This is a genomic window from Sphaerisporangium sp. NPDC049457, assembly GCF_055586705.1.
Window position 1 is genome coordinate 51,189 of the sequence record NZ_JBVJHR010000023.1, and the last position, 26,168, is coordinate 77,356.

The window sequence follows — 26,168 nt, forward strand, 5'->3', positions numbered from 1 at the left end:
GACTCCTCCCCTCTTTCCCCCCCCCCCTCTCTTTTCGTGTCCCGGGTTTTTTGGGGGGGGGGGGGGGGTGTTTTCCCCCCCCCCCCCCCCCCCCCCCCCCCCCCCCCCCCCGAAGCCTAGGTTCGAGGCGGTGAACCGGCATTGGGAGGCGGGGCGGGCCACGACGAGCCTGTCCAGCTCCGCCTGGGCGTGTGGGAGCAGCCATTCGGACAGCGTGGCGAAGTAGCCGCCGACGACGATCACACGCGGGTTGAACAGGTTGGCCACGATCGAGCCGCCGAGCCCGAGCCACCGGCCTACCTGCGCCACCGCGTCCAGCATGCCGCGGTCGCCCGCGGCCAGTCTCCGGGCGATCTCCGTCGCCCGCTCCTCAGGGTCGGACACCGGCAGGCCGGCGTGGGTGTACGTCTGTTCGGGCATGGCCGTGCGCACCAGCGCCGCCAGGCCCACCTTGGTCTCCCAGCAGCCGTGCCGGCCGCATCCGCAGCGGGCGCCGGCCGGGTCGACGGGCAGGTGCCCGACCTCCCCGGAGAACCCGTCCGCGCCGCGGAGCAGCCTGCCGTCGACGATGATCCCGCCGCCCACGCCGACCTCGCCGGTGAGGTAGACCAGGTGCGGCGTACCGGCGGCGACGCCCGAGGTGTACTCGGCCAGCGCCGCCAGGTTGGCGTCGTTGTCCACCATCACCGGCACGTGCAGCGGGTCGAGCGCGGCGGACAGCCGGTCGGCCAGCGGCAGGTCGTGCCAGTCCAGGTTGGGTGCGAGCTTCACGACGCCGCGCGCCACGTCGACCAGCGCCGGGATCGCCACCGCGACGCCCGCCGGGACCGCCCCGGCGCGGTTCATCGCCTCGATGGCCTCCCGGGCGACCATGCCGAGCCGGCGCAGCGAACGGTCGGCCCCGCTGCCGACCGCGTCGAAGCTGACGCGGCGCTCCACCAGGACATGACCGCGAAGGTCGCGGCCGTGCACCGAGATGTAGTCGACGTTGATCTCCAGTCCCAGCGCGCCGACGTGGGCGCCGTGCAGCGCCACCGCCCGCCGGGGACGGCCGACCGCGCCGACGTGCTCGATGCCCACTTCCCGCACCAGGCGCCGTTCGAGAAGTTCGGCCACCAGGTTGGAGACCGTGGCGCGGTGCAGGCCCGTCGCGTCGGCGATGTCGGCTCTGGAACGTGACACATGGTCGCGCAGCTGACGAAGCACTGACGACAGGTTCGCCCTGCGTAGCGCGGTGGCGCTCGTGGGAGAGGCGGTGCCGCTCGCCGCGCGGAGCAGGCGCGGGTCCTGTGTCACGCGGTCACCGCCCTTCGTTTATCTCCGTGATCAATTAATGAGGTTTGTAACACGCGGATGTCCGTTATGCACTCCGTTGCGAGGTAACGAGTTGGCATCGTACGGGGACATGGCAGGTCAGCAGCAAAAATGTCCCGTTACGCGAAAGTTACGTAGATCGCCGACCCGTGCCGCTTGTCTCGCCAGGGCTTGTGTGTCTTTAATTCGGCGAGCCATGCGAATCAATTAAGGGAGGGCCGTGGAGCACAACCAGCCCGACGGCCGCCTCGTCGAGCCGAGGGGTCCTGGCCGGACGACGGGACTTCCCGCCGACCAGACCACGGTCCGCCGTTCCAACCTCTCCCTTGTGCTGCGCCACGTCAGCGAACGCGGCCAGTGCTCCCGGTCGGCGGTCGCCGTCGAGACCGGCCTGAACAAGACCACCATCACCAGCCTGGTGGGGGAGTTGCAGGCGCGGGGGCTGCTCAAGGAGATCGGGCCGCGGCACGAGGGCTCCGTCGGGCGGCCGAGCCGCGCGCTCTCCCTCGACGGCGCGAGGGTCGGCGCCCTCGGGCTGGAGGTCAACGTCGACTACATCGCGGCGTTCGCGACCGACCTGGCGGGCCGGGTGCTCATCGACCGGAGGATCGGCTTCGACTCCATGGGAGCCGGGACCGGCCGCTCGCTCGACAAGCTGGCCCAGGTGATCGGGAAGGCCGTCGCGGACCTGGACGGGCTCGGCGTCGCGCTGGCCGGGATCACCGTGGCCGTTCCCGGTCTCATCAACGCCGCCACGGGCACCGTCGTCGTCGCGCCCAACCTGGGCTGGCGGCAGGTGCCGGTGGTCGAGCGGCTGCTGTCCGCCGGCATCTCCGCGGAGGTGCCCGTCACCATCGACAACGACGCCAACCTCGCCGCGCTGGCCGAGTACACCTCAGGGGTCGCCATGGGCACGCCCGACATGGTCTACCTCACCGGGGAGGTCGGCGTGGGCTGCGGCATCATCTCCGGCGGCCGTCCCCTGGGCGGGGCGGACGGCTTCGCCGGAGAGGTCGGCCACGTCGTGGTGGACCCGTCCGGCGACCTGTGCGGGTGCGGCCGGATCGGCTGCTGGGAGACCAAGGTGGGCCTGGCGGCGCTGGTGCGGATGGCGGGTCCCGACCACGTCCATGGCACCGACCAGCAGCTCGTGCGCGATCCCGAGGAGCGGCTGGCGGAGATCGACCAACGGTGGGCCGAAGGCGATCCACGGGTCGAGGCCGCGATCACCGAGGTGGGCCGGTGGCTCGGGCGCGGCACCGCGCTGCTGATCAACCTTTTCAACCCGCGGGTCGTCGTGCTGGGCGGATACTTCGCCCGGCTCGCCGACCGGCTCATCCCCGTCGCGCAGACGGAGCTGGACCGGCTGAGCATGACCGTCGTCGCCGACCGCTGCGGCTTCGCCGCCTCCACCCTGGGCTTCGGCGCGGCCTCACGGGGCGCGGTCAACGTCGTCATCCAGCGGGTGCTGTCCGACCCCACCACCATCGCGATCCGCCACTCGTAGAACCCAGGCACGGAAGGCAGCGACCACTCCCCACACCCTCGACGCATCCCCTGTTCCTTCCGGCCGTTCACCCCCCGAACGTCCCGTTCGCCGACCGCCGGTCAGAGCTGTGACGGCACCGTCCTCGCCGACTTCGGTGCCGTCCCAGTTGTGCCGTCTGGCCCGGTCGGCGAACGGGACCCCCTCTCCCCTCGGCCGCCCAGACACACCCCCCGGAGGCTCTTCGTGCCGCGGTCATCTCCCGACTCGGCGTCTCTCCTCGTCATGCGAGGAATCGTCAAGCAGTTCCCCGGCGTGCGCGCCCTGGACGGCGTCGACCTCGACGTTCGCGCCGGGGAGGTGCACTGCCTGCTCGGCCAGAACGGCGCGGGCAAGTCGACCCTCATCAAGGTGCTGGCCGGAGCGCACCAGCCCGACGAGGGCACCATCGCCTTCGGCGGCGAAGAGGTCCGGCTGACCAGCCCGACGGCCGCGATCAGGCTGGGCGTCTCGACGATCTACCAGGAGCTGGACCTGGTCGACGGGCTGAGCGTGGCCGAGAACATCTTCCTCGGCCACGAACCGTCCCGGATGGGGTTCGTCGGCCAGGGCGAGGTGAACCGCGCCGCCCGGGAGCTGCTGACCGGGCTCGGCCACGGCGAGATCCGCCCGGCGACCGAGGTGGGACGGCTGGCGCCCGCGGCCAAGCAGGTGGTCAGCATGGCGCGGGCGCTCTCGTACGACACCCGGCTGATCGTGATGGACGAGCCGTCGGCGGCCCTGGCCCACGACGAGGTGGCCAACCTGTTCCGGATCATCCGCGACCTGACGGCGCGCGGCGTGGCGGTGATCTACATCTCGCACCGGCTGGAGGAGATCCGCGAGATCGGCGACCGGGTCACGGTCCTGAAGGACGGGCGCACGGTCGCGGTCGGGCTCCCGGCCAAGGAGACGCCCACCTCGCAGGTGGTCTCGCTGATGACCGGCCGCAACGTCGAGCACGTCTTCCCGCCCCGCCTCGAGGCCGGCGGCCACGACGGCCGTCCCGAGATCCTGCGCGTGGAGGGGCTGAGCGTTCCCGGCCGGGTCAGGGACGTGTCGTTCACCGTGCGCGCCGGGGAGATCGTCGGGCTGGCCGGGCTGGTGGGGTCGGGCCGGTCGGAGATCATCGAGGCGATCTACGGAGCCCGTCGCGCCGAGGGCCGGGTCGTCGTGGAGGGCGTCCCGGTGCGCGGCGGCAGCACCACGCGCGCCGTACGGGCCGGCATGGGGCTCGCCCCCGAGGAGCGCAAGGCCCAGGCGCTGCTGCTCGACCAGAGCGTCATGCGCAACATCTCACTGAGCAGCCTCGGCCGTTACGCCAGGTTCGGCTGGATGAACCGCGGCCGGGAGGCGGCCGACGCCTGGCGCCAGGCCGATGACCTGGACATCCGTCCGCGCCAACTCGATCGGCCGATCAAGAACCTCTCCGGCGGCAACCAGCAGAAGGCGGTGCTGGCGCGCTGGCTCATCAACGGCCGCAGGCTGCTGCTGCTGGACGAGCCGACCCGCGGCGTCGATGTCGGCGCCAGGGCCGAGCTGTACGCCGTCATCAGGAAGCTGGCCGACGAGGGCCTCGGGGTGCTGCTGGTCTCCAGCGAGGTGCCCGAGGTGCTCGGCCTGGCCGACCGGGTGCTGGTCATCCGGGAGGGGCGCGTGATCCACGAGAGCGACGCCCGGGCCCTCGACGAACACGACGTCCTCGACATGATCATGGAAGGAAGACCGGCGTGAGCGACTCCCTGAAGCCCGTGGTGGACGAACAGGGGGTGACCGGCCGGGCGCGGACCGCCGGTGGACCCGTCCCCGCGGCGACGACGCTGAACCGGCTGGGGGCGATCCCCCATCTCGGACTGATCATCGCGCTCGCGTTGCTGGCGGCGGTGGGCATGATCACCGCGCCCGACGCCTTCGGCACCGGGTCCAACCTGGTGAGCGTGCTGTCGCTGACCGCGACCATCGGCGTGATCACCGTCGGCATGACCTTCGTGATCATCGGCGGCGGCATCGACCTGTCGGTCGGCGCCCTGATGGCGCTGGCCTCGGTGTGGGCCACCACGCTGGCCACGCAGTCCTACGGCCCGTTCGTGATGATCGTGTGCGCCGTGATGGTCGGCGTCGGCGCCGGCGTGGTGAACGGGCTGCTGATCTCCTACGGGCGGATGGTGCCGTTCATCGCGACGCTCGCGATGCTGGTGGCCGCCCGCGGGCTGGCCCAGCGGATGTCGGACCGCAAGACCCAGCTGGTGCAGCAGGGCAACGAGGCGATCGTGGACCTGTCCACGACGCGGGTGCTCGGCCTGCCGCTGCTGGTCTACATCTTCGCCGTCGTCGTGCTGCTGGGCTGGGTCCTGCTGAACCGCACCACGTTCGGCAGGCGCACCTACGCGGTCGGCGGCAACCCGGAGGCGGCGCGCCTGGCCGGCATCGACGTGCGCCGCCACACCGTGCTGCTGTACGCGCTGTCCGGACTGTGCTGCGGCATCGCGGCAGTGCTGATCATGGCCAGGACGACGACCGGTTCGTCCACCCACGGCGATCTGTACGAACTCGACGCGATCGCCGCGGTCATCATCGGGGGGACCCTGCTCACCGGCGGCAGGGGAAGCATCATCGGCTCGATCCTCGGGCTGCTGATCTTCACGTTGATCACCAACCTGTTCATCCTGAACGGGCTGAACACGAGCGACCAGCTCATCGCCAAGGGGATCATCATCGTCGCCGCCGTGCTGTTGCAGCGGCGAAGCCTGGCGACAGGCACCTGAAACCGCGGAGCCCTCTCCGCTTCGCGGACGAGGGCTCCGCGGCCGGACCGCGCGGGCGGTCGGCTGTACCCAAAGGAGAGATCATGGAAAAGAACGTAGGCCGGCGCGGGTTCCTGGTGAGCGGAGCCGTCGTCGGCGCGGGCGCCCTGGTGAGCGCCTGCACGAGCAACGAGCCCAAGGCGGCTCCCTCCGCCGCCGCGACGCAGGCGGCCGCGGTGGCGGGGACGGACAACGACAAGCCGGGCGAGAAGGTCGTCATCGGGTTCTCGGCGCCGGCGGCCGATCACGGCTGGATCGCGGCGATCACCAAGAACGCGCAGGACGCGGCGAAGCAGTACTCCGATGTGGAGTTCAAGCCGGTGGAGCCGACCAATGACATCAACCAGCAGATCTCGGCGGTGGAGTCGCTGATCGCGGCGAAGGTCGGCGCGCTGGTGATCCTGCCGAACGACGGTGAGCAGCTCAACCAGGTCGCGCGCAAGGCGATGGACGCCGGTATCCCGGTGATCAACCTCGACCGGGTATTTCCTGACAAGTTGTCCTACCGTACGTGGATTGGTGGTGATAATTACGGAATGGGGGTGGCCGCCGGTACTTACATCGGTAAGACGCTGAAGGACAAGGGCGTTTCGAACCCGGTGATCCTGGAGATCCAGGGCATCGCGACGTTGCCGTTGACGCAGGATCGCAGCAAGGGTTTCGCCGATGCGTTGAAGACCTACGGGTTCTCGGTGACCGCTCAGCAGGACGCCAAGTTCACGGTGGAGTCGGGTACGCAGGTGGCGAGCAACCTGCTGCAGGCGCACAAGAAGATCGATGCGATCTGGAACCATGACGATGACCAGGGCATCGGTGTGCTGGCGGCGGTGAAGGAGGCCGGGCGCGACGAGTTCTTCATGGTCGGTGGTGCGGGGTCGGCGAACGCGATGCGTGACATCGCGGCGGATTCGGGTGTGCTGAAGGCGACGGTGACCTACAGCCCGACGATGGCGGCTTCGGCGATCAAGCTGGCGCGGTTGATCGCGCAGGGCAAGGGGCTGAGCGATCTGGTCGAGCAGCAGGTGCCGCAGTCGATCACGCTGACGTCGGAGACCATCGTCAAGGACAACGCGCAGAAGTACCTGCCACTCGGGTTCGAGTCATGACACCCGTCCTCGCCCACGCGGCGAAGTACTTCATCGAATCGATTGCGTCCGACGCCGCCCGCGAGCCATCCTTCGACGACGGCCCGCGGGTACGGAGAGTGCCGGCCGCCGTCGAGCGGAGCGCGGCTGCCGGCAGCCGCTTCACGACTGTGGAGGGATCATGACGAGGCCGATCACGCTTTTCACCGGTCAGTGGGCCGATCTGCCGTTCGAGGAGGTGTGCCGTCTGGCCGGCGAGTGGGGCTATGACGGTCTGGAGATCGCCTGCTGGGGTGATCATTTCGAGGTCGACAAGGCGCTGGCCGATGAATCTTACATTCCGCGCAAGCTGGAGATCTTGGACAAGCACGGGTTGAAGGTGTGGACGATCTCCAGCCATCTGGTCGGTCAGGCGGTGTGCGACAGTCCGATCGACGAGCGGCACAAGGGGATCCTGCCCGCGCGGATCTGGGGCGACGGCGAGCCCGAAGGGGTGCGCCGGCGGGCGGCCGAGGAGATCAAGGACACCGCGCGGGCGGCGGCCAAGCTGGGGGTGAACACGGTGGTGGGGTTCACCGGTTCGTCGATCTGGCACACGGTGGCGATGTTCCCGCCGGTGCCGCCGTCGATGATCGAGGCCGGCTACCAGGACTTCGCCGACCGGTGGAACCCGATCTTGGATGTGTTCGACGAGGTCGGGGTGCGGTTCGCCCACGAGGTGCACCCCAGCGAGATCGCCTACGACTACCACACCACGGTCGCCGCGCTGGAGGCGATCGGGCATCGTGCGGCGTTCGGGCTGAACTGGGACCCCTCGCACATGGTGTGGCAGCAGATCGACCCGGTGAACTTCATCCTGGACTTCGCCGACCGGATCTACCACGTGGACTGCAAGGACGCCAAGGTCCGGATCGGTGACGGGCGGCGGGGGCGGTTGTCGTCGCATCTGCCGTGGGCCGACCTGCGCCGGGGCTGGGACTTCGTGTCCACCGGGCGGGGGGATGTGCCGTGGGAGGACTGCTTCCGGGCGTTGAACTCCATCGGTTACGACGGCCCGATCTCCGTCGAGTGGGAGGACGCCGGCATGGACCGCCTCGCCGGCGCCCCCGAGGCCCTGGCCTACGTCAGAGGCCTCAACGCCATCACACCCCCCACCGCCGCCTTCGACGCCGCCTTCTCCACCGAATGACACCTCTCGCGGGCGGCGGCCGCACCGTGCCGCCGCCCGCGAGAGCTCACCTGCGGAGCGCCCTGCGGGGCGCGCCTTGCCGTCTCGAACCCCCGCGAGAGGAGACTGATGAGTACCGGAGTATGGCTGATCGGAGCGAGAGGATCGGTCGCGGTCACCAGCATGATCGGAGCCCTGGCGGTCCGGGCGGGCCTCGCCGCGCCGACCGGGTGCGTCCTTGAGACGCCCGAGCTGCACAGCGACGCCCTGCCGGGCCTCGGCGACCTGGTCTTCGGCGGCCACGACATCTCCTCGGTCTCCCTGGACAAGAAGGCCGCCGCGCTGGCCGAGGCGGGCATCGTCCCGGCACGGCTCGCCGAGGCCGTCCGCGAAGCCCTCCTTACGATCGAACAGGACGTGCGGCCGCTGCCGGACCGCCCCACCCAGGCCGAGGTGGCGCAGGACATCGGCGCCGACCTCGACCGGTTCCGCCGGCGCCACGGGCTCGACCGGGTCGTCGTGATCAACGTGTCGACCACCGAACCGGCGCCGCCGCCGCATCCCGCCCACGCCGACCTCGACGCGCTGGAAACCGCGCTGCACGGCCCCGATCCCGTCCTGCCGCCCAGTTCCCTGGCCGCCTACGCCGCGCTGCGCGCCGGCTGCCCGTACGTCGACTTCACCCCGTCCACCGGCGCCCGCCTGCCCGCCCTCGACGCGCTGGCCCGCAGGCAGGGGCTCCCGTACGGGGGACACGACGGCAAGACCGGCGAGACGCTCGTCAAGTCGGTGCTCGCCCCGATGTTCGTCCAGCGCAACCTGAAGGTGCGCAGCTGGTCGGGGCTCAACCTGCTGGGCGGCGGCGACGGCGCCAACCTGGCCGATCCGGCGGCGAACGCGGCCAAGTCCGCCAGCAAGCAGCGGGTGCTGGCCGAGACGCTCGGCTACTCCCCGCAGGGCGACACCCGCATCGACTTCGTCGAGGACCTCGACGACTTCAAGACCGCGTGGGACCTGATCACCTTCGAGGGCTTCCTCGGCACGCGCATGCGCATGGAGTTCAGCTGGCACGGCTGCGACTCCGCGCTCGCCGCGCCGTTGATCCTCGACCTGGCCCGGCTGACGTCGGCCGCCCACCGCGCCGGGCGCACGGGCCCGCTCACCGAACTCGCCTTCTTCTTCAAAGACCCCCTCGGACAGGTCCCGCACGCCCTGGCCGACCAGTGGCGGGCGCTGGGCGAGGCCGTCGCCTCGTACGGCCCGCGGAGCACACCCCGATGAAGCTGCGCGACCTGCTGGACCTGATCCGCGCTCCGGCCGCGCTGTCGGTCCCCGGCGACGTGGTCGCCGGGGCGGCCGCCGCCGGGGTGCTCGGCCGCCGCACCGCCGGTCTGGCCTGCTCCTCGGTCTGCCTGTACTGGGCGGGGATGGCCGCCAACGACTGGGCCGACCGGCATCTCGACGCCGTGGAGCGCCCCGAGCGTCCCATCCCCTCGGGACGGGTGTCGGCGAACGCGGCCCTCGGCACCGCGGTGGGGCTCACCGTCGCCGGCGTCGCCGTGGCGGGGCTCGCGGGCGGCAGGCGCGCCCTGGCGGTCGCCGCGCCGCTGGCCGCCGCCGTCTGGGCGTACGACGTGCTCGCCAAGAGCACGGCCGCCGGCCCGGCGGCCATGGCCCTGTGCCGCGGCCTCGACGTGCTGCTGGGCGCCACCTCCGGGTCCTCGACCGCCGCCGCGCTGCCGTCCGCCGCCACGATCGCCGCCCACACGTACCTGCTCACCGCGCTCTCCCACGGAGAGGTGTCGGGTGCGCGTCCGCACGTGCCCGCGGCGACGCTGGCGGGCACCGTCGCGCTCACCGCCGCCACCGTCCGCGGCAGCGCCAACGGGACGCAGCCCGCCCTCGCCGGCTGGTACGCCGCCCAGTTCGGGCTTCCCCAGGCGCGCGCCGTCGCCGACCCCTCGCCGGGACGCGTCCGCGACGCGGTCACCGCGGGCATCGTCAGCCTGCCCGCCCTCCAGGGCGCCCTCACCGCGCGCGGCGGCGCACCCCGCGTCGCGCTCATGCTCGCCGCGGCGGCCCCGCTGGCCCGGCGCCTGGTCAAGAAGATCGCCGCGACATGAGACTCGGCTACGGCACCAACGGCTTCGGCAACCACCGGCTGACGGACGCCCTCGACGTCATCGCCGGCCTCGGCTACGAGGGCGTGGCGCTGACGCTCGACCACTGCCACCTCGACCCGTACGCCGACGGGCTGGCACGGCGGGTGGCGCGGGTCGCCGACCGGCTGCGCGCCCTCGACCTGGCGGTGGTCGTGGAGACCGGTGCGCGCTACCTGCTCGATCCGCGGCGCAAGCACGCCCCGACGCTGCTCGACGACGACCGCGACCTGCGGGTGGACTTCCTGCGCCGCGCCGTCGCGATCGGAGCCGACCTCGGCGCCGAGGCGGTGTCGTTCTGGTCCGGCATCCGCCCGGCCCCGCTCGGCGAGGCCGTCGCCTGGGACCGGCTGGTCGGCGGATGCGAGCGGGTCGCCGAGACCGCGCGAGAGGCCGGCGTGCCGCTGGGCTTCGAACCGGAGCCGGGCATGCTCGTGGACACCATCGCCGGCTGGCGCCGGCTGCACCAGGCCCTCGGCGCGCCCGACGGCTTCGGCATCACGCTCGACATCGGGCACTGCCGCTGCAACGAGCCCGACCCGGTGCCCGCCTGCGTCGCGGGCGTCGCCGGGCACCTGGTCAACGTCCAGATCGACGACATGCGGCGCGGCACGCACGAGCACCTGGAGTTCGGCGACGGCGAGATCGACTTCCCGCCGGTGCTGCGCGCGCTCACCGACGCCGGCTACCAGGGCCTGGTCGCGGTCGAGCTGCCCCGCCATTCCCACGCCGCGCCCGCCGTCGCCGAGCGTTCGATCGACTTCCTGCGCGCGGCCGAGAAGGCGTCGCGCGAGGCGGAAGGGAGCTTGTCATGACGCTGACGCAGCGGCTGAGCGCCGCGCTGCGCGACACATCGCCGGGGGAGTGGCTGCGGGACGCGCTGGCCGCGGCCGCCGAGCGGCCCGAGACGATCGGCCGGTCCTTCGCCGCGGCCGGGCGGCGCGTCGGCAGGCGTGCCCTGCCCGAGGAGCCCGGCTGGACGGCGGACGAGGCCGCGCGGGCGCTGCTGCTGGCCGCGCTGCCCCCGGACCTGCTGGGCACCGAGATCGGCGAGCTCTACCGCTACGGCGACGCCGACGAGAAACGCGCCGTGCTCAAGGCGCTGCCGATGCTCGACGTCGGCGCGGCCGCGGTGCCGCTGCTGCACGACGCTCTCCGCACGAACGACACGCGCCTGGTGGCGGCCGCGCTCGGTCCGTACGCCCGCCACCTCGACCAGGTCGCCTGGCGGCAGGCGGTGCTCAAATGCGTGTTCATGGGCGTGCCGCTGGCCGCCGTCGACCGGCTGGACGAGCGGGCCGACCGAGAACTGGCGGCCATGCTGGCCGCGTTCGCCGACGAGCGCGCGGCGGCCGGGCGTCCCATGCCCGCCGACGCGGCCGCCCTGCTCGACCGTCTCACCCAAAAGGAGGCTTGATGCGCATTTTCGACCCGCACATCCACATGACGTCGCGCACCACCGACGACTACGCGCGGATGGCCGCCGCCGGAGTCCAGGCCGTCGTGGAGCCCGCCTTCTGGCTGGGACAGCCCCGCACCAACCCCGGCTCCTTCACCGACTACTTCGACTCGCTGCTCGGCTGGGAGCCGTACCGGGCCGCGCAGTTCGGCGTCGTCCACTACGCGACCATCGCGCTGAACCCCAAAGAGGCGAACGACCCGCGCTGCCGGCCCGTGCTCGACCTGCTCCCGCGCTACCTGGACAAGGACCACGTCGTCGCGGTCGGCGAGATCGGCTACGACTCGATGACGCCCGAGGAGGACGACGCGTTCGAACGGCAGCTCGCCCTGGCCGTCGAGCACGACCTGCCCGCGCTCGTGCACACCCCCCACCGCGACAAGGCCCGTGGCACCCGGCGCACCGTCGAGGTCGTCGCCGCCTCCGGGATCGCGCCCGGACGGGTCGTCGTGGACCACCTCAACGAGGTCACCGTCGACATCGTGCACGAATCCGGATGCTGGATGGGCTTCTCCATCTACCCTGAGACCAAGATGTCGCCCGAGCGCATGGTGGAGATCCTGCGCAAGCACGGGCCCGAGCGGATGCTGGTCAACTCCGCGGCCGACTGGGGCGTGTCCGACCCGCTGCTCACGCTGGAGACCGGCAGGGCGATGCTGGCCGCCGGGTTCACCGACGACGACGTCGACCGCGTGCTGTGGCGCAACCCGGTCGAGTTCTACGGCCAGTCCGGGCGCCTGGACCTGACCGGCGCCGACGTCGACGCGGGTGAGCCGACCTTCGCCGGCAGCTCCATCAAACGCGGGGGCAGCTGATGCGGCTGTCGCACCCCGCGGGGACGCCGCTGCATCTGAGCTACTGCACCAACGTGCACCCGGCCGAGGATCTGGACGGCATCATCGCCCAGTTCGACGGCTACGCCGTCCCGATCCGCGACCGCCTCGGCGCCGACGTCCTCGGGCTCGGGCTCTGGCTGGCCGCGCCCGTCGCCGCCGCCCTCGCCGCCGACCCGGCGCTGCGCGCGAGGCTGCGCCGGGAGCTGGCCGCGCGGGGCCTGGAGGTCGTGACCCTCAACGGCTTCCCCTACCGCTCCTTCCAGGACCCCGTGGTCAAGCACGCGGTCTACCACCCCGACTGGACGACGCCGGAGCGGCTGTCCTACACCCTGGACCTGGCGCGCGTCCTCGCGGACCTGCTGCCGGACGACGCCGCCCGCGGCTCGGTCTCCACCCTGCCGCTGGCCTGGCGCGAGCCGTGGGACGCCGCGATGGCCGGCCGGGCCGCGCGCCGGCTCGACGACCTCGCCGCCGGTCTGGCCGCCGTCGAGTCCGACACCGGACGCGTCGTGCGCGTGGCGTTCGAACCCGAACCGGGCTGCGTCGTCGAGACCACCTCGCAGGCCATCGCCCACCTGGCGGACGCCGACCACGACCGGCTCGGCGTCTGCGTCGACCTCGCCCACCTGGCCTGCGCCTGGGAACGGCCGGCCGACGCGCTCAGCGCGCTGCGCGACGCCGGCCTGCCCATCGTCAAGGTCCAGCTCTCCGCGGCCCTGGAGACCGCCGAGCCCGAAGCGCTGCGCGAGTACGTCGAGCCGCGTTTCCTGCACCAGACGCGCACCCCGTCGGGCGAGGCCGCCGACGACCTCGACGAGGCCCTCGACCGAGGGTTGCCGGGGCCGTGGCGGGTGCACTACCACGTGCCGCTGCACGTCTCACCGGCCGCGCCGCTCGCGGCGACCACGCCGCTGCTGCGCGAGGCGCTCGCGGAACTCGCCGGCGGGCCGGCCCCGCTGTGCGACCACTTCGACGTGGAGACCTACACCTGGGGCGTCCTGCCGGCCGCGCTGCGCCCGCGGACCCCCGAGCAGCTCGCCGAGGGCATCGCCGACGAACTGGACTTCGTCCGCGCCGAACTTCGCCACCTTGGAGTGAAAGCATGACATCGTTGCTGGTCCTGGACGTGGTGGGCCTGACCCCGAGGCTGCTGGCCCACATGCCGCGGCTGCGCGCCGTCGCCGCGGACGGCTTCCAGGCGGAACTGGGCACCGTCCTGCCCGCCGTCACCTGCTCGGTGCAGTCGACCTTCCTCACCGGCGCGCCGCCCGCCGAGCACGGCATCGTCGGCAACGGCTGGTACTTCCGCGACCTCGGCGAAGTCCTGCTGTGGCGCCAGCACAACGCGCTCGTCGGCGGGGACAAACTGTGGCACGCCGCCCGGCGGGAGCGGCCCGGCTTCACCGTGGCCAACGTGTGCTGGTGGTACGCCATGGGCGCCGACGTCGACTGGACCGTCACCCCGCGGCCGATCTACCACGCCGACGGGCGCAAGGACCCCGACTGCTACACCTACCCGCCCGAGCTGCACGACGAGCTCACGTCCGCTCTCGGAACCTTCCCCCTGTTCACCTACTGGGGGCCGGGCGCGGGCATCGCCTCGTCGGCCTGGATCTGCCGCGCCACCGAGCAGGTCATGGCCAGGCACAACCCCGACCTGACGCTGGCCTACGTGCCGCACCTCGACTACGACCTGCAACGGTACGGCCCGTCCGACCCGCGCTCCGCCGCGGCGGCCGCCGAGCTGGACGGCGTGCTGGCCCCGCTGCTGGACGCCGCCGCGGCACGGGGGCGCACCGTCGTGGTCCTGTCGGAGTACGGGATCACCGACGTCTCCCGCCCGGTGGACGTCAACCGGACGCTGCGCGCCGAGGGCTTCCTGCGCGTGCACACCCAGGCGGGCATGGAGTATCTCGACCCGTGGACCTCGCGGGCGTTCGCCGTCGCCGACCACCAGGTGGCGCACGTCTACGTGGCCGACCCGGCCGACATCCCGGCCGTGGCCAAGCTCTGCGCGTCCGTACCCGGGGTCGCCGAGGTGCTCGACGAGGACGGCAAGCGGGCGCACGGCCTGGACCACTCGCGCTCCGGCGAGCTCGTCCTGCTCGCCGAGCCCGACGCCTGGTTCACCTACTACTACTGGCTCGACGACGCGCGCGCCCCCGACTTCGCCCGGCTGGTCGAGATCCACCGCAAGCCCGGCTACGACCCCGCGGAACTCCTCTTCGACCCTGCGGATCCCCTCGGCGCCAAGCGCCGGGCCGGGGTGGCGCTGCTGCGCAAGAAGCTCGGCATGCGCTACATGATGAACGTCGTCGGGCTCGACGCGGGCGCCCGGGGGGTGCGCGGCTCCCATGGGCTGCTGCCCGCCGACGCGGCCGACGCCCCGGTGCTCCTCTGCTCCGACCCGTCGGCCGCCCAGGAACGCTTCGAGGCCACCGACGTCAAGGACCTGCTCCTGCGCCTGGCGCTGAGGTGATCCCCGGACCGGGCCGCAGCCGCCCGCCGTCCCGTCCGCCCGCCGCCGTCCCAGCGGCCCTGATCACACGAGCCGGCCCGCGTCTTCCGCGCTGAACGGGGTCCGGCACGCGGAAAGGCCGCGCCGTCCGGCGCGGCCTTCCTCCTGCGCACCCTCCAGGGCGCCTCGCGGCGCCCTGGAGGGCGATGGCCTGGGTGCGGGTGCCTACAGGGTGCCCGGCCCGAAGGGGAACCGGCCGTAGTAGTCGCCGACCTGGCTCCGGTAGGCGGGCTCCTTGTAGCTCGCCTCGTCGAACTCCGGAGCGTCCTTGATCTCGTCCTTGGTGCGGCTGACGAAGACCTTCTTCTCCTGCGGGTCGATGCGGGTGACCGTGCTCGCGGGGAGCATGACCTTCTTGCCGAAGATCCACGGGCCGGTGTCGACGATCAGGTAGCTCTCGCCGACCTCGTACGTGGCGTCGTCCACCGAACCGATCTTGCCGTCCGTGGCCTCCACGTGATATCCGACCACGTCGAAGCTCTGGTGCGGCTCGGTGACGGTCGGGCTGTAGCTCCACAGATCCTGCTGCATCTTGCTGTTCTCCCTTCGATTGGTTTCGTCGGGACTCTTCGCTCTACCCGCCCATCTCCGGGGAAACATCGATCCGCGGATAGGTCCGCGTCACCCTGAGGTAAGCCCGCCCATCGACCCGTCCCGCCCCGGCCGATGTCACGGGCACCCCCTGAGTACCGCTAACCTAGACAGGGTCACGCGCCGCTAGCTCAGTTGGTTAGAGCAGCTGACTCTTAATCAGCGGGTCCGGGGTTCGAGTCCCTGGCGGCGCACCACAGCGACAGCTGACGACCTGGGCATCCCCACTTGACGGGGGGTGCCCACAGTCATCTCCAGGCCTGTGCGAGCCGTTGCGGGGTCTTTGGCCGCGATGGGCCCTTTGTATGACTATCCAGCAGTCCTTCGCAGTGATGACCGCCGCTTATATCTGCATCCCTTACGCTGCGGTACTTCCACGCGGGAAGGCTGCCAACCGCGTCCGGTGTGACAGTCGCTCTGGCGCGCTTCGACCGTCATGCCGTGTGCTCCGCGCCGGGCGTGGTCCGCAACTGTGCCCTCATGCGGTCGACCGTTCGACGTGCCACCGCGCTTGGTCAGGCCACCTTCGTCCTACAGGACACCGAGGAAGACCACTGCTCAGGATGAAAAAGCGGCACTGTACCCGCACCTACTGCGGAGGTAGTCTCAGAAGACGAGCTCAACAGCGTCTGGAACGCTCCGGTATATATAGCCGCTTATCTGGCCCAAGGTCTGGCGAGGTAGTCACTATGGCAGCCGTCGAAGTGGTCGCGGGAGCTCGCTTGCATTTATCGCTGATCGACATGAATGGCTCGAAGTCCGGCCGTGTCGATGGTGGCGTCGGGATTATGGTTACCGAACCCCGCATCCGCATCACCGCTTCTCCCGCTCCGACCACTGATGTCGGCTGGGAAGCCGATCTCCCGGAAGCTGTGCGCGACGAGCTGCTCGAAGCGGCGAAGTCGGCCCTGTACTCGGCACGTGCAGGGATGAAGTTGGGGAACATCCGCCTCGACGTCTTGGAATGCTCATCCGCACACCGCGGTCTTGGTACGAAGACACAACTTCAACTCGCAGTCGCTACTTATGTCTCGAATCCGTCCAGCCGAAACCTGACTCCTCGCCGGCACCAGCTCGAATTCGGCCTTCATGGATTGTACTTTCTCCCGCTTCTGTAACTGTCGATGGCTAACTCGACGGCACCGAATAGGGGGCCCGGCAACTCCTCCAGGCCGTACCACGCCCATCGCTCCACACGATCTTCCTCGTGGACCTCGGGCTGTCCTTTGAAGTCAACACTCATGAATTCTACGTCAAGGTAGTGCTTCCCGTAGCGAATGATGTTGCTGACGCAGAGAAACAACAGGTCGTGAACCTCGATTCCGGTCTCTTCCCGCACCTCGCGGCGTGCCGCCTCCTCTAGCGTCTCCCCGAACTCGACGTGTCCCCCGCACCAGCCGTACGTGTCGTCGCCATGCGCGCCCCGTCTTTTCCCCAGCAGGACTTTGCCGTCCTTGACGAGCATCACGCCGACGCCCACCTTCGGGCGCTGCGGAGGTTCGGTTGACGAAGTGGGCTGGGGCATACAAACCTCCACTCGAGACCTGCTCGTCGGCGTCAGTTTAGAGCCACCAAGGCAACCACAGTACATGGATGGTTCAAGGGTCAAAATACATGACGACGTAATCCGCCTGTATCACCGTTATGCGAGGGCGTGGGGTTCGAGCTTGGTGACCGCCCGGGCGTGAGCCAGGACGACCCGATCTCGATCGGGTGCGCTGCGCGGCCTACGCGAGCGTGACGCCATCTGGAGTGGGGTATATGTGCTCGGATAGCAAGTGATAATCCGGTACTGGCTGTCATTGTGCGGCATGCCCTGGACGAAACACGCGAAACGAAACGTTAAGGCATGATCCGGCCCGCGCTTGAGCGTGGGGCAGCTGACTTTTGATCAGCGAGTCCGAGGTTCGAGTCCCTGGCGGCGCACCGTGGCATGGCCGACCTGGGCACTCTCCGCTTGACGGAGGGTGCCCACAGTCATCTCCAGGCCGTACGGGTCGTGGGTTCGCAGGCCGTCGGCTCCGCGGGCACTCAGCCCTCGAACGTCACGGTGGCGTACTGGTAGCGGGTCTTCCCGTTCTCGTCCCCGCTGTGCGTGCGGCCGGTCATGACCTGGTTGTAGCCCGCCTCGGTGACGTGGTTGCTCTCCTTGTACTCGCCGGTCCACGTCGGGAAGGTCAGCCGAACCTGCCGTCCCTGCCAGTACAGGGCGGCCGTGCGGTAGTAGGTCTTGCCGTTCTCGTCGCCGGTGTGCCACCGGCCGACGAGCGCCTGGTCCGTCGGGGCGATGTAGCTGGACCTGCTCTCAGTCTGGCCGGGAGTCCAGTCCCCGAGGTGCACCTGGACCTGCTCGCCGTTGATGAGGATCCAACTGCAGTAGTAGGTGGTCGGGCGGTTCTCGTCGCCGACGTGCGAGCGGCCGGTGAGCACCTGGTTCGTCGGACAGGTGACCTGGCCGTTCCACTCCCACACGGTCTCGGAGTAGGCCCGCTCGACCCGGATCGTCACCGCCGCCGCCGAGGCGGGCGCGGACATGGTCGCCGCCACCGCCGCGGCGGTCACCAGCGAGGCGGAGAACATCTTCGCGTACGTCTTCATCGTTCCTGGTTCCTTTTCGATAGCGCCATTGCGTCGGCAAAGGCGAGTTCCTGACCTGAAAGGAACTGTGGCCTGGGCCACTGGGAACGTTCTTAGAAGTGACTTCGCGGGCACTTATAAAGCCGATGCCGCCGCCCACCGGCTTTGTCCCGAGATCGGAGGGAAGCCCGCCCGGCAGAACCCGGGTGTCAGGAGCGGGGGAGGGCGGCCAGCCAGGTGGCGGCCTGAGCCGGGGTGGTGAAGCGGATCACGCGCAGGTGTGCGAAACGGGGGTCGTGAACGAGTCGCTGGATGTCGGCCCGACGGGCCGCGTGCTGGGACCAGGCCCACCAGGCCGGGTGGTCGCGGCGGAACCAGCCGGCCAGGGTCTCGCGGTTGCCGCCGAAGACGCGCTCGCGCCGCAGGGTGCGTCGCAGGGACCGGCGCAGGACCCGCGGCATGATCACGGCCTTCGAGTAGTCCAGCCACACCACGGTGTCAGCCCGCTCCCACAGCAGGTCGCGCACCTCGGGGTAGCCGAAGGAGTCGAAGACCCAGGCGGGCGAGGCCACGATCGCGGCGACCTTCCCCCTGAAGTCACCGTCCACGGCCCAGCCCGGCCCCACATAGTGCAGCGCGTCCATCTCGTGATAGCCCACCCCGAGGCGCTCCCCAAGCCCCCGCGCCATCGTGGACTTCCCAGCCCCACTGATCCCAACAACAAGCACCCGCCGCACCCATGCACGATAGACCCCGAGCCCCACTCATGTGACACGAGGTGTGCCCAACTTCCCACTCGCGCGGCCCGAGGTGTCCTCGGCTTCCCGCTCATGTGGTGTGCGGGGTGTGCTCGGCGCCGGGGCGGTGGGTCGGGGTACGGCGATACCGGCGCCGCTGTACGGCGGATCACCGGTGGATCTGGCCGTGAAGCTCACCCTTTGAGTTCGGCTAGGAAGGCCCCGAACGCTTCGGCGGACGCGGTCAGATACCCCTTCGCCGGATCGTTGCTGTCCCGGATCGCGACCCCATTCGACAGCGTCGCGATCTCCACGCAATTCCCGCCGTTGGCGGAGCTGTGAGAACTCTTACACCACTTCAAGGCGTCCATTCTGGTCTCACCTCCTCGCCCGGTGTGGTCCGATTCCTTCACTCGTGTGGTGCTGGGTGTGCTCGGCGCCAGGGCGGTGGGTCGGGGTACGGCGCCGCCGTACGGCGGGTCAACCGGTGAACCTTCCCTCCAGTGTCAGCGTTTGATCTCGGCCAGGAAGGCGCCGAACGCTTCGGTGGACGTGGTCAGCTGCCCCTTCGTCGGGTCCTTGCTGTCCCGGATCGCGACCCCCTTGGGGAGAGTCGCGATCTCCACGCACTCACCACCGTTGGCGGAGCTGTGAGAACTCTTACGCCACTTCAAGGCGTCCATTCTGTCGCCACCTTCTCTATGAGCTCCATCGAACCGTCTTCCGACAGGGCGGCAGCCCTGAGCATGTCGAAAATGCGCCGTAGTCGCACGATGCCCTCCCGGTCCTCGATGACCTCGCCCGCGATCGCGTTGTCCACGTAGGCGACGTCATCGCCACCGTCGAAATTCGCGATGACGAAAGGACCGGTGAATCTGGCACAGGCGGACGCCTTGCTGGGGACGATCTGAATGATCACATCATCGCGCCGCGCCAGCTCCGCAAGGTGGAGTAGTTGATCCTGCACGACCTTGGGTCCGCCGATGCCGTAACGCAAAGTGCTCTCAAGGAGAAGTGCGACGATCATCGGTGGCTCTTCTTTGGATAGAACCTGTTGGCGCTCCATTCGCGCGCTCACCAGATCATCAAGGTTCGCAAGGTGGTTTCCGGCATGGAGGACCGCGCGGGCATACGCTTCCGTTTGCAGGAGGCCAGGGAAGACATGTGCGTGAACGGACCACAGGGCGGTGGCTCGGCCTTCTATCTCGGGCCATCGGCCGAACCACTCCAGCGGCACCGATGTCCTGACCAGGTCTTCGCGGAACCTCACGAGCAGGCCGTCCATCCCGAAGAGCTCGTCCAGCCGACCCAGATGATCTTTAGTGGGGACGCGCCGCCCGGTTTCCCAGAGTTTCACCAGAGATTCGGAGATGTAGAACTGCCTGGCGAGGGCCGTCCGAGATATCCCTTTTGCCTCTCGCGCTCGGCGCAATTCTCGCCCAAGGAATACTCCCGGCGCTCCGCAATTGCCGGCCATTGCGCGTTACACCTCGTTACACGTCGGCGGTCGGGGGTTGCGCTTGCGGCGTAGCCGTGGTTCCGCTGCCTTCACCATGCCACGTGCGCAAGCCTGACGGTAGCCCTTCGGGCGGCCGGTCAGGCCGAGATTGCAGCCCCCCGCAATCCCGGCCTGGCCGGCGAATTGAAGCGGGACCCGTGAGCGGAGTCGGTGTCGTCTGGGTCCCTGAGCGTGCGGATGGGTGCGATCTATGACAAAGCCCGTGACCATTCCCCCGAATCCGGAGCGACCGGCGACGGGGAATCTGTTAGGTGTGATGGAGCTGAGCGGTTCTCCGGAATCCGTCGGGCTCGCCCGCCGGTTCGTGGAACAGAAGCTCGGGCCGGAGCACCCGGCCCTGGAGACCGTGCGGCTGCTGGTCTCCGAGACGGTCACCAATTCGGTGGTCCACTCCGACTCCAGGGACGGCGGCCCGATCACGTTGGCGCTGGCCGACTTCCATGACTTCGTGCATGTCGACGTCGCGGACGCCGGAGGCGAAACCATCCCAGAGGTGGGCGGGGACCTGTGCGCCGAAGGCGGGCGGGGGCTGCTGCTCGTGGACGTCCTCTCGCGGATGTGGGCGGTCTGGGAGCATGATGCCGGGCGGACCCTGTGGTTCCAGGTGGCGTACACGCGCGACTCGGACGCCTCCGTGGCCTCTTTCCCGCGTCAGCCGACAATGGGATGACGGTGGCGGTGCTGGGGTGGGTTCTCTGGTCGAAAGTTTCATGGGGCGGTGGGAGCGTTCGGAGGTTGACCTGGGGTGTCGGGAAAGCTTTCACCGGTCTGTTGCGCCTGGGTGTGGGCGAACCTACGGTAGCTCCACTTCATGGAGGATGCGGTTTCCGATCAAGTCGAAATGTCGTCGAAGCGCTTCGACAGGCATTTCGACGCCCGTCACGGCGACGCCGATGGGGGCCGGGGGCCGGTGGGACGACAGGAGAGGGAGATCATGCTCAGGACGTTACGGTTGTTCGTGCCGGTGTCGATGCTCGTGGTGTTCGTCGGGCTGCTCGCCGCTCCCGCCCAGGCGGCCGTCTGGTCCTCCTCGGACCGGTGGGGCACCTGGGCCAACGGCGGCTACACCCTCTACAACAACATCTGGGGGAACGGCGCGGGCCCGCAGACGATCTGGGCGAACTCCTCCAGCAACTGGGGTGTGTGGGCGAATCACCCCAACACCGGCGGGGTGAAGTCCTACCCCAACGCGACCAGGAACGTGAACCGGCGCATCAGCGCTCTTGGCAGCGTGAGCAGCAGCTTCAACGTCACGGTGCCGAACGGCGGGGCGTACGCGACGGCGTACGACATCTGGTGTGACGGCCACACCTACGAGATCATGCTCTGGATGAACAAGTACGGGCCGGTGGGCCCGCTCGGCTCACGGCAGACCAGCGTGTCGGCCGGCGGCCACAGCTGGGACGTCTACCGCGGCTCCAACGGCTCCAACCAGGTGTTCTCCTTCGTGCGCCAGGGCAACACGAGTTCCGGCACGGTGAACATCAAGGCGATCTTGACCTGGCTCCGGTCCAGCAACTGGTTCGGGGACGTGACGCTGGGCGACGTCCAGTTCGGTTACGAGATCACCTCCTCCAGCGGCGGCATGGACTTCCGCACTAACAGCTTCTCGGTCTCGGCGAGCTGACCGCGCACCCCGCGGCCCGGTGTGCCGGACCGGCCGCGGGGTGGCGAAAATCCCCGATCGGTAATCCCTGGATTGATCGCACCTCTCTGGAGAGATCTCGCAATTCGCTTACCAAACGTGTTCTTTTCATGCAAAAGTCGTGGTATTTGACGGCGTTTCGATGACGATCCTCCTCAAATGTCGTGCCCTATGGGACGATCTATCCCGTGCGGGACGAGGTGGATGTCTCTCGAGGGAGTAGCGCACCGTCGGCCAGCCTCTACACGGGGATGCGTCTGTTCACGGTCGCGTTTCTGCTGCTCATCCTCACGTTGTGGCCCGGTTTCGCGGCGGGGCGGCCCGCCCCGTCGCAGTGGTTCGTGGCGGCCGCGGGCGTGCTCGTCTTCAGTGCCTGTTACGCACGCGTGGTCGTGCGCGGGATCCCGCGTTCGGAGCGCATCCGCACGCCATGGGCGTTCGCCGGACTGGTGGCGTCCGGCTTGGCCCTCATCGCCGTTCTGCCGCCCGACTGGATTTATTATCTGCCCTTTTATCTGATTACCGCCGTGGTCCTAACGCACCGTACGCACGCGGGGTTGATCTCCGCGTTCGGATGCGTGCTCATCGTGACGTCCGTTGGACTGTTGCGCGGAATGGCGCCGGTCAGGCTTGGCATGCTCGCGGTCCAGCTCGTGATCTTCACTCTCACCCTGACCGGCATCCACCAGGTGCTCGAGTTCGCGGTCACCCAGTGGGAGACGCAGAAGAACTACGAACGGCTGGCGACCGAGCGGGAGCGCCGGCGGCTCTCCCGAGACCTGCACGACCTGGTCGGCCGCGACCTGGTCGCGCTGGTCATGCGCGCCGAGGTGGTGGCGCGCGCGGAGGCCGGCGGCCCCGTCGAGGAGGAACTGCGTCACATCGCCGCGCTGGCCCGCACCACGCTGAACAACACGCTGGCCGTGGTGGAGGAGATGCGGGCCCCCGACGTGGCGTCGGAGCTGGACGACGCCAGGGAACTGCTGGTCTGGGCGGGCATCGACCTGGCCGTCTTCGGCGCGCCCGCCGCGGTGCACCGCCGGGCGGTGTTCGCGTGGTTCCTGCGCGAGGCCGTCACGAACGTGGTCAAGCACAGCGGCGCCCGTACCTGCCGGGTGATCTTCGGCGTCGACCGGCTGACGGTGGAGGACGACGGACGGTCCGGCCGGCCGGTGGTGCCGGGAGCCGGGCTGACGGGGCTGCGGGAGCGGCTGGAGCAGGCCGGCGCGGAACTGCTCGTCGGGCGTTCGCAGGACGGGGGCGTCCGGGTGGTAGCGAGGCTCGTCAAAAGGGGATAGCGCCATGCCGGGACCTTCGCTGAACGTTCTCGTCGCCGAGGACCAGAGTCTGATCCGCAACGCGCTGGAGATGCTGCTGTCCGGGTTTCCGGGGCTGCGGGTGGTGGGCAGCGCGGCGAGCGTCGAGGAGGCCGTGTCCGTCGGCGCGCTGACGCGCCCCCACGTGGCGCTGGTCGACCTCCAGATGCCCGGGGGCACGGGGAACGGGGAGGGCGACACGTACAGCGGCGTGGAGATCGTGGCCGCGCTCGGCAAGTGGTCGCCGCACACCCGGTGCCTGATCCTCTCGGCGTTCCGCCAGCCGGACGCCCTGCGCTCGGCGCTGGCGGCGGGCGCCCGGGGGTACCTGGTCAAGGACGTCTCGCCGGCCGAGCTGGTCATCGCGATCAGGCAGGTCGCGGCCGGCGAGCTGGTGATCGACGACAAGCTCGCCGCGCGCATCGCGATGGCCAAGCCGTGCCCGCTCACCCGGCAGGAGGCGGCGGTCCTGCGCCACGCCCGCGACTTCCTCACCATCGCCGAGATCGCCAAGTCCATGCGCCTCAGCGGGGGGACGGTCCGCAACTACCTGACCAGGGCCATCCAGAAGACCGGGGCCCGCAACAGGCACGAGGCGGTACGCATCGCCGCCGCCAACGACTGGCTCTGACCCTGACCACACACGCTTCCGGCGCGGCGTCGGGAGAGGTGCACCGGTCACCCGCCGCACGACGGCGCCGACTTCGCCGTACCACGACCCGCCGACCCGGCGCCGATCTCGTCCGGCACGGCACTCGGGGGTTCGCGCGGGGGGTCAGCGGGAGGGGCTGAGGGATTCGGGGCGGAGGCGGGCCAGGACGGTCATGCCGGCGAGTGCGGTCCAGCAGGCGAGGACCAGCAGTGGCATGCCGACCGGGCCCGTCCCGTGTTCGGCGGTGATGCCGAGGCGGTACAGGGCGCTGGTGGGCAGGTACTCGACGACGTGCCGTACGGCCTCGGGGAAGGCCGAGGTGGGGAACCACAGGCCGCCCAGGATGGCCAGCGGGAAGAACACGCCGAGGCAGGCGAACTGGGTGGCGTCCCCGGCGACCAGCAACCCGATCGCGACGCCGAACACGGCGAAGCACAGGCTGCCGCCCCACGTCGCCGCGAGCGTGAGCGCCCAGTTCGCGGGCGGCATGGTCACCTGGTTGAGCACGACGCCGAGCAGGAAGATGGCCGCGAGCGCGGGCAGGGCGAGCAGCCAGGCCGCAGCCAGCTTGCCGAGAACGTACCGCCGGGGGGACAGCGGGGTGAGGGTGAGCTGGCGCGCCCAGCCGCTGCCGCGTTCCTCGCCGAGCCGGATGCCGCCGCCGGTCAGCGCCGCGTAGAACGCCCCGGACACCCCGAGGGCGACCATGTAGGTCGCGGCGAAGTCGCCGCTCTGGGTCCAGCCCTCGACGACGAACAGCTTGGTGAACATCACGTAGAAGCCGGCGGAGAAGAGCACGGAGAACACCAGGAAGTAGCCGCTGCGCACCATGCTCACGACGTCCAGCCGAATGTAGCGGCCCATCAGCGTCCGGTCTCCTTCGTCAGCGCCAGCAGGACGTCTTCCAGGGAGGTGCGGGAGATCTCCAGGCCGCTCACCCCCGACCGCCCGTTGCCGTACAGGGCGTCGAGGGTCGCGTCCTGGTCGGAGGTGACCAGCTCCCAGTGGTCGCCTCCTGCCGAGCCGTTGTGCAGGCGGACGATGCCAGGGAGCCGTTGGAGCTCGTCCTCCCGGGCCTCGGGCTTGTTGAAGCGCAGGGTCACGTCGCTGACCCTGGTCATGATCTGCCGGGCGGGCCCGTCGGCCACCACCCCGCCGTCCTGCAGGACGACGATGCGGTTGGCGTACGCCTCCGCCTCCTCGATGTAGTGGGTGGCGAACACGATCGTCCTGCCCCGGCCGGCCCGGTCGACGATGTCCTGCCAGAAGGCGTGGCGGGACTGCACGTCCAGCGCGGCGGTGGGTTCGTCGAGGAACAGCAGCTCGGGGTCGCCGGCGATGGCGAGCGCGAACTTGACCCGCTGCCGCTGCCCGCCGGAGAGCCGGCCGATGCGGCGGGAGCCGAGGTCGGCGAGCCCGGCGTCCTTCAGGATGTCGTCGGTGCGGGCGGCCCGGCCGTACTGCGCCGCGACCAGGCCCACCAGCTCGCGCACGCTGACGTACCGCATCAGGCCGGTGTCCTGGAGCATCACGCCGACCCGGCCCTGCGCGACGGCGTCCTCGGGACGGGCGCCGAACAGGCGGACCTGGCCGGACCGCGGGGCGAGCAGGCCGAGCATGACGTGGGTGAGGGTGCTCTTGCCCGCGCCGTTCGGCCCGAGAAGGGCGACGACCTCGCCGGCCCGCACCTCCAGGCTCACCCCGGCGAGCGCCGGCACCTTGCCGTAGCTGTAGGCGACGTCCCTGATGCTCACTTGCGCCGTGTCACCTGTCATCGCTCTCCGGGCCTCCCGATGCCTTCGGCGGACGCGAACGGCTGCTTCGGCGGACCCTTGGGATCACGCCGCCGCTGCACTTTACGGCGGCGGCCGGGAATGCGGCAGCTCTGTTCTCCCACCATTCGCCGATGACATTTGTCACCATCAACTGCTCCGTTTTCGCATCATTGACACAAAACCCGGTTATGTGAGGATCGGATTCGTCCGATCCCACGAAATGGGGCCTTTCGATGGGTCGAACGCGGAGCCCGGGCTCGGCATGAATCCGCGACCTCGATCTGTACGGGGACTCCGTTCACCACCTGGGAGGGGGTGAACCACGTATGAAGCTTGAGAGCACCGCGACCATCGACCACCGCAGCATGACCGCTCAGCCGCTCGGCGCCGGCCTGTCCGGCACTGAGTTCGGCGTCGTCGTTCCGGGCGCGTCGTCGTGCTGCGCGGGCTGCACGTCCAGCTCGTGCGGCACCATCGTGCGGCCGTAA

The 26,168-nt window shown here is 69.9% G+C and carries 29 protein-coding genes and 2 tRNA genes; 21 read left to right on the forward strand and 10 right to left on the reverse strand.

What is annotated here, in order from left to right:
• Positions 1 to 1,296 (reverse strand): ROK family protein (locus tag ACZ6QO_RS31060; RefSeq protein ID WP_465855852.1); only part of this gene is annotated, 1,296 nt, incomplete at its 3' end.
• 238 nt (positions 1,297 to 1,534) lie between these two features.
• Between ACZ6QO_RS31060 and ACZ6QO_RS31065 the strand changes: the two genes are divergently transcribed.
• From ACZ6QO_RS31065 to ACZ6QO_RS31125, 13 genes are all read left to right on the forward strand, one after another.
• The gene (locus ACZ6QO_RS31065) at positions 1,535 to 2,821 is read left to right on the forward strand and encodes an ROK family protein (protein WP_465855854.1); all 1,287 of its coding nucleotides are present in this window, start codon (positions 1,535 to 1,537) and stop codon (positions 2,819 to 2,821) included.
• 264 nt (positions 2,822 to 3,085) lie between these two features.
• A complete protein-coding gene (locus ACZ6QO_RS31070) occupies positions 3,086 to 4,573 on the forward strand; it encodes a sugar ABC transporter ATP-binding protein (protein ID WP_465855856.1) in 1,488 nt (495 codons plus the stop codon).
• Positions 4,570 to 5,604, forward strand: coding sequence for an ABC transporter permease (locus ACZ6QO_RS31075; RefSeq protein ID WP_465855858.1), 1,035 nt, complete (start codon positions 4,570 to 4,572; stop codon positions 5,602 to 5,604). The genes ACZ6QO_RS31070 and ACZ6QO_RS31075 overlap by 4 nt, the downstream gene beginning before the upstream one ends.
• Before the next feature lie 83 nt (positions 5,605 to 5,687).
• The gene (locus ACZ6QO_RS31080; protein WP_465855860.1) at positions 5,688 to 6,749 is read left to right on the forward strand and encodes an ABC transporter substrate-binding protein; all 1,062 of its coding nucleotides are present in this window, start codon (positions 5,688 to 5,690) and stop codon (positions 6,747 to 6,749) included.
• The gene (locus ACZ6QO_RS31085; protein WP_465855862.1) at positions 6,746 to 6,913 is read left to right on the forward strand and encodes a hypothetical protein; all 168 of its coding nucleotides are present in this window, start codon (positions 6,746 to 6,748) and stop codon (positions 6,911 to 6,913) included. The genes ACZ6QO_RS31080 and ACZ6QO_RS31085 overlap by 4 nt, the downstream gene beginning before the upstream one ends.
• Positions 6,910 to 7,917 carry a sugar phosphate isomerase/epimerase family protein gene (locus ACZ6QO_RS31090; RefSeq protein WP_465855864.1) on the forward strand — a complete coding sequence of 336 codons (1,008 nt, stop codon included), beginning with the start codon at positions 6,910 to 6,912 and terminating at the stop codon, positions 7,915 to 7,917. Before ACZ6QO_RS31085 ends, ACZ6QO_RS31090 begins: the two co-directional genes overlap by 4 nt.
• A gap of 108 nt (positions 7,918 to 8,025) precedes the next feature.
• A complete protein-coding gene (locus tag ACZ6QO_RS31095; protein WP_465855866.1) occupies positions 8,026 to 9,177 on the forward strand; it encodes an inositol-3-phosphate synthase in 1,152 nt (383 codons plus the stop codon).
• Positions 9,174 to 10,019, forward strand: a complete 846-nt coding sequence (locus tag ACZ6QO_RS31100; RefSeq protein WP_465855868.1) for an SCO3242 family prenyltransferase — start codon at positions 9,174 to 9,176, stop codon at positions 10,017 to 10,019. Before ACZ6QO_RS31095 ends, ACZ6QO_RS31100 begins: the two co-directional genes overlap by 4 nt.
• The gene (locus tag ACZ6QO_RS31105) at positions 10,016 to 10,870 is read left to right on the forward strand and encodes a sugar phosphate isomerase/epimerase family protein (RefSeq protein ID WP_465855870.1); all 855 of its coding nucleotides are present in this window, start codon (positions 10,016 to 10,018) and stop codon (positions 10,868 to 10,870) included. The genes ACZ6QO_RS31100 and ACZ6QO_RS31105 overlap by 4 nt, the downstream gene beginning before the upstream one ends.
• Complete coding sequence (locus ACZ6QO_RS31110; protein WP_465855872.1) at positions 10,867 to 11,472, forward strand: EboA domain-containing protein; 606 nt, start codon at positions 10,867 to 10,869, stop codon at positions 11,470 to 11,472. Before ACZ6QO_RS31105 ends, ACZ6QO_RS31110 begins: the two co-directional genes overlap by 4 nt.
• Positions 11,472 to 12,329 (forward strand): TatD family hydrolase, encoded by an 858-nt coding sequence (locus ACZ6QO_RS31115; RefSeq protein ID WP_465855874.1) that lies wholly within the window; start codon positions 11,472 to 11,474, stop codon positions 12,327 to 12,329. The genes ACZ6QO_RS31110 and ACZ6QO_RS31115 overlap by 1 nt, the downstream gene beginning before the upstream one ends.
• A complete protein-coding gene (eboE, locus tag ACZ6QO_RS31120) occupies positions 12,329 to 13,456 on the forward strand; it encodes a metabolite traffic protein EboE (RefSeq protein ID WP_465855875.1) in 1,128 nt (375 codons plus the stop codon). The genes ACZ6QO_RS31115 and eboE overlap by 1 nt, the downstream gene beginning before the upstream one ends.
• Positions 13,453 to 14,829 (forward strand): alkaline phosphatase family protein, encoded by a 1,377-nt coding sequence (locus tag ACZ6QO_RS31125; protein ID WP_465855877.1) that lies wholly within the window; start codon positions 13,453 to 13,455, stop codon positions 14,827 to 14,829. Before eboE ends, ACZ6QO_RS31125 begins: the two co-directional genes overlap by 4 nt.
• 204 nt (positions 14,830 to 15,033) lie before the next feature.
• Here the strand turns inward: ACZ6QO_RS31125 and ACZ6QO_RS31130 are convergent, their stop codons facing one another.
• Positions 15,034 to 15,399 (reverse strand): PRC-barrel domain-containing protein, encoded by a 366-nt coding sequence (locus ACZ6QO_RS31130; protein ID WP_465855879.1) that lies wholly within the window; start codon positions 15,397 to 15,399, stop codon positions 15,034 to 15,036.
• A gap of 180 nt (positions 15,400 to 15,579) precedes the next feature.
• On the opposite strand from ACZ6QO_RS31130, the gene ACZ6QO_RS31135 reads away from it, so the two are divergent.
• Positions 15,580 to 15,656: transfer RNA gene (locus ACZ6QO_RS31135), tRNA-Lys, on the forward strand.
• Positions 15,657 to 16,148: 492 nt separating this feature from the next.
• Positions 16,149 to 16,577, forward strand: coding sequence for a hypothetical protein (locus ACZ6QO_RS31140; protein WP_465855881.1), 429 nt, complete (start codon positions 16,149 to 16,151; stop codon positions 16,575 to 16,577).
• On the opposite strand, the gene ACZ6QO_RS31145 is transcribed toward ACZ6QO_RS31140, so the two are convergent.
• The gene (locus ACZ6QO_RS31145; protein ID WP_465856029.1) at positions 16,547 to 17,050 is read right to left on the reverse strand and encodes a nucleotide triphosphate diphosphatase NUDT15; all 504 of its coding nucleotides are present in this window, start codon (positions 17,048 to 17,050) and stop codon (positions 16,547 to 16,549) included. The two genes, ACZ6QO_RS31140 and ACZ6QO_RS31145, sit on opposite strands and share 31 nt — an antisense overlap.
• A 270-nt stretch (positions 17,051 to 17,320) precedes the next feature.
• On the opposite strand from ACZ6QO_RS31145, the gene ACZ6QO_RS31150 reads away from it, so the two are divergent.
• Positions 17,321 to 17,385 (forward strand) — tRNA-Lys (locus ACZ6QO_RS31150).
• Between the two features lie 105 nt (positions 17,386 to 17,490).
• Here ACZ6QO_RS31150 and ACZ6QO_RS31155 read toward each other — a convergent pair.
• From ACZ6QO_RS31155 to ACZ6QO_RS31175, 5 genes are all read right to left on the reverse strand, one after another.
• Entirely contained in the window at positions 17,491 to 18,057 is a 567-nt protein-coding gene (locus ACZ6QO_RS31155; RefSeq protein WP_465855883.1) for a hypothetical protein, read from the reverse strand.
• 188 nt (positions 18,058 to 18,245) lie between these two features.
• Positions 18,246 to 18,725 (reverse strand): P-loop NTPase family protein, encoded by a 480-nt coding sequence (locus ACZ6QO_RS31160; RefSeq protein WP_465855885.1) that lies wholly within the window; start codon positions 18,723 to 18,725, stop codon positions 18,246 to 18,248.
• Positions 18,726 to 18,967: 242 nt separating this feature from the next.
• Entirely contained in the window at positions 18,968 to 19,144 is a 177-nt protein-coding gene (locus ACZ6QO_RS31165) for a DUF397 domain-containing protein (protein ID WP_465855887.1), read from the reverse strand.
• A gap of 135 nt (positions 19,145 to 19,279) precedes the next feature.
• The gene (locus ACZ6QO_RS31170) at positions 19,280 to 19,399 is read right to left on the reverse strand and encodes a DUF397 domain-containing protein (protein ID WP_465855889.1); all 120 of its coding nucleotides are present in this window, start codon (positions 19,397 to 19,399) and stop codon (positions 19,280 to 19,282) included.
• 44 nt (positions 19,400 to 19,443) lie between these two features.
• Entirely contained in the window at positions 19,444 to 20,250 is an 807-nt protein-coding gene (locus ACZ6QO_RS31175) for a helix-turn-helix domain-containing protein (RefSeq protein WP_465855891.1), read from the reverse strand.
• Between the two features lie 298 nt (positions 20,251 to 20,548).
• On the opposite strand from ACZ6QO_RS31175, the gene ACZ6QO_RS31180 reads away from it, so the two are divergent.
• The 4 genes from ACZ6QO_RS31180 to ACZ6QO_RS31195 all read left to right on the forward strand — a co-directional run bounded on the left by ACZ6QO_RS31180 (position 20,549) and on the right by ACZ6QO_RS31195 (position 23,884).
• Positions 20,549 to 20,962: an ATP-binding protein gene (locus tag ACZ6QO_RS31180; RefSeq protein ID WP_465856031.1), complete on the forward strand. Its 414-nt coding sequence runs from the start codon at positions 20,549 to 20,551 to the stop codon at positions 20,960 to 20,962.
• Positions 20,963 to 21,226: 264 nt separating this feature from the next.
• The gene (locus ACZ6QO_RS31185) at positions 21,227 to 21,919 is read left to right on the forward strand and encodes a glycoside hydrolase family 12 protein (RefSeq protein ID WP_465855893.1); all 693 of its coding nucleotides are present in this window, start codon (positions 21,227 to 21,229) and stop codon (positions 21,917 to 21,919) included.
• A 269-nt stretch (positions 21,920 to 22,188) separates the two neighbouring features.
• Positions 22,189 to 23,235 carry a sensor histidine kinase gene (locus tag ACZ6QO_RS31190; protein ID WP_465855895.1) on the forward strand — a complete coding sequence of 349 codons (1,047 nt, stop codon included), beginning with the start codon at positions 22,189 to 22,191 and terminating at the stop codon, positions 23,233 to 23,235.
• Between the two features lie 4 nt (positions 23,236 to 23,239).
• On the forward strand, positions 23,240 to 23,884 hold the full coding sequence (locus ACZ6QO_RS31195) for a response regulator transcription factor (RefSeq protein ID WP_465855897.1): 645 nt from the start codon (positions 23,240 to 23,242) through the stop codon (positions 23,882 to 23,884).
• 144 nt (positions 23,885 to 24,028) lie between these two features.
• On the opposite strand, the gene ACZ6QO_RS31200 is transcribed toward ACZ6QO_RS31195, so the two are convergent.
• Positions 24,029 to 24,769: an ABC transporter permease gene (locus ACZ6QO_RS31200; protein WP_465855899.1), complete on the reverse strand. Its 741-nt coding sequence runs from the start codon at positions 24,767 to 24,769 to the stop codon at positions 24,029 to 24,031.
• The gene (locus tag ACZ6QO_RS31205; RefSeq protein ID WP_465855901.1) at positions 24,769 to 25,659 is read right to left on the reverse strand and encodes an ABC transporter ATP-binding protein; all 891 of its coding nucleotides are present in this window, start codon (positions 25,657 to 25,659) and stop codon (positions 24,769 to 24,771) included. The genes ACZ6QO_RS31200 and ACZ6QO_RS31205 overlap by 1 nt, the downstream gene beginning before the upstream one ends.
• Positions 25,660 to 26,006: 347 nt before the next feature.
• Between ACZ6QO_RS31205 and ACZ6QO_RS31210 the strand changes: the two genes are divergently transcribed.
• Positions 26,007 to 26,168, forward strand: coding sequence for a hypothetical protein (locus ACZ6QO_RS31210; protein ID WP_189162446.1), 162 nt, complete (start codon positions 26,007 to 26,009; stop codon positions 26,166 to 26,168).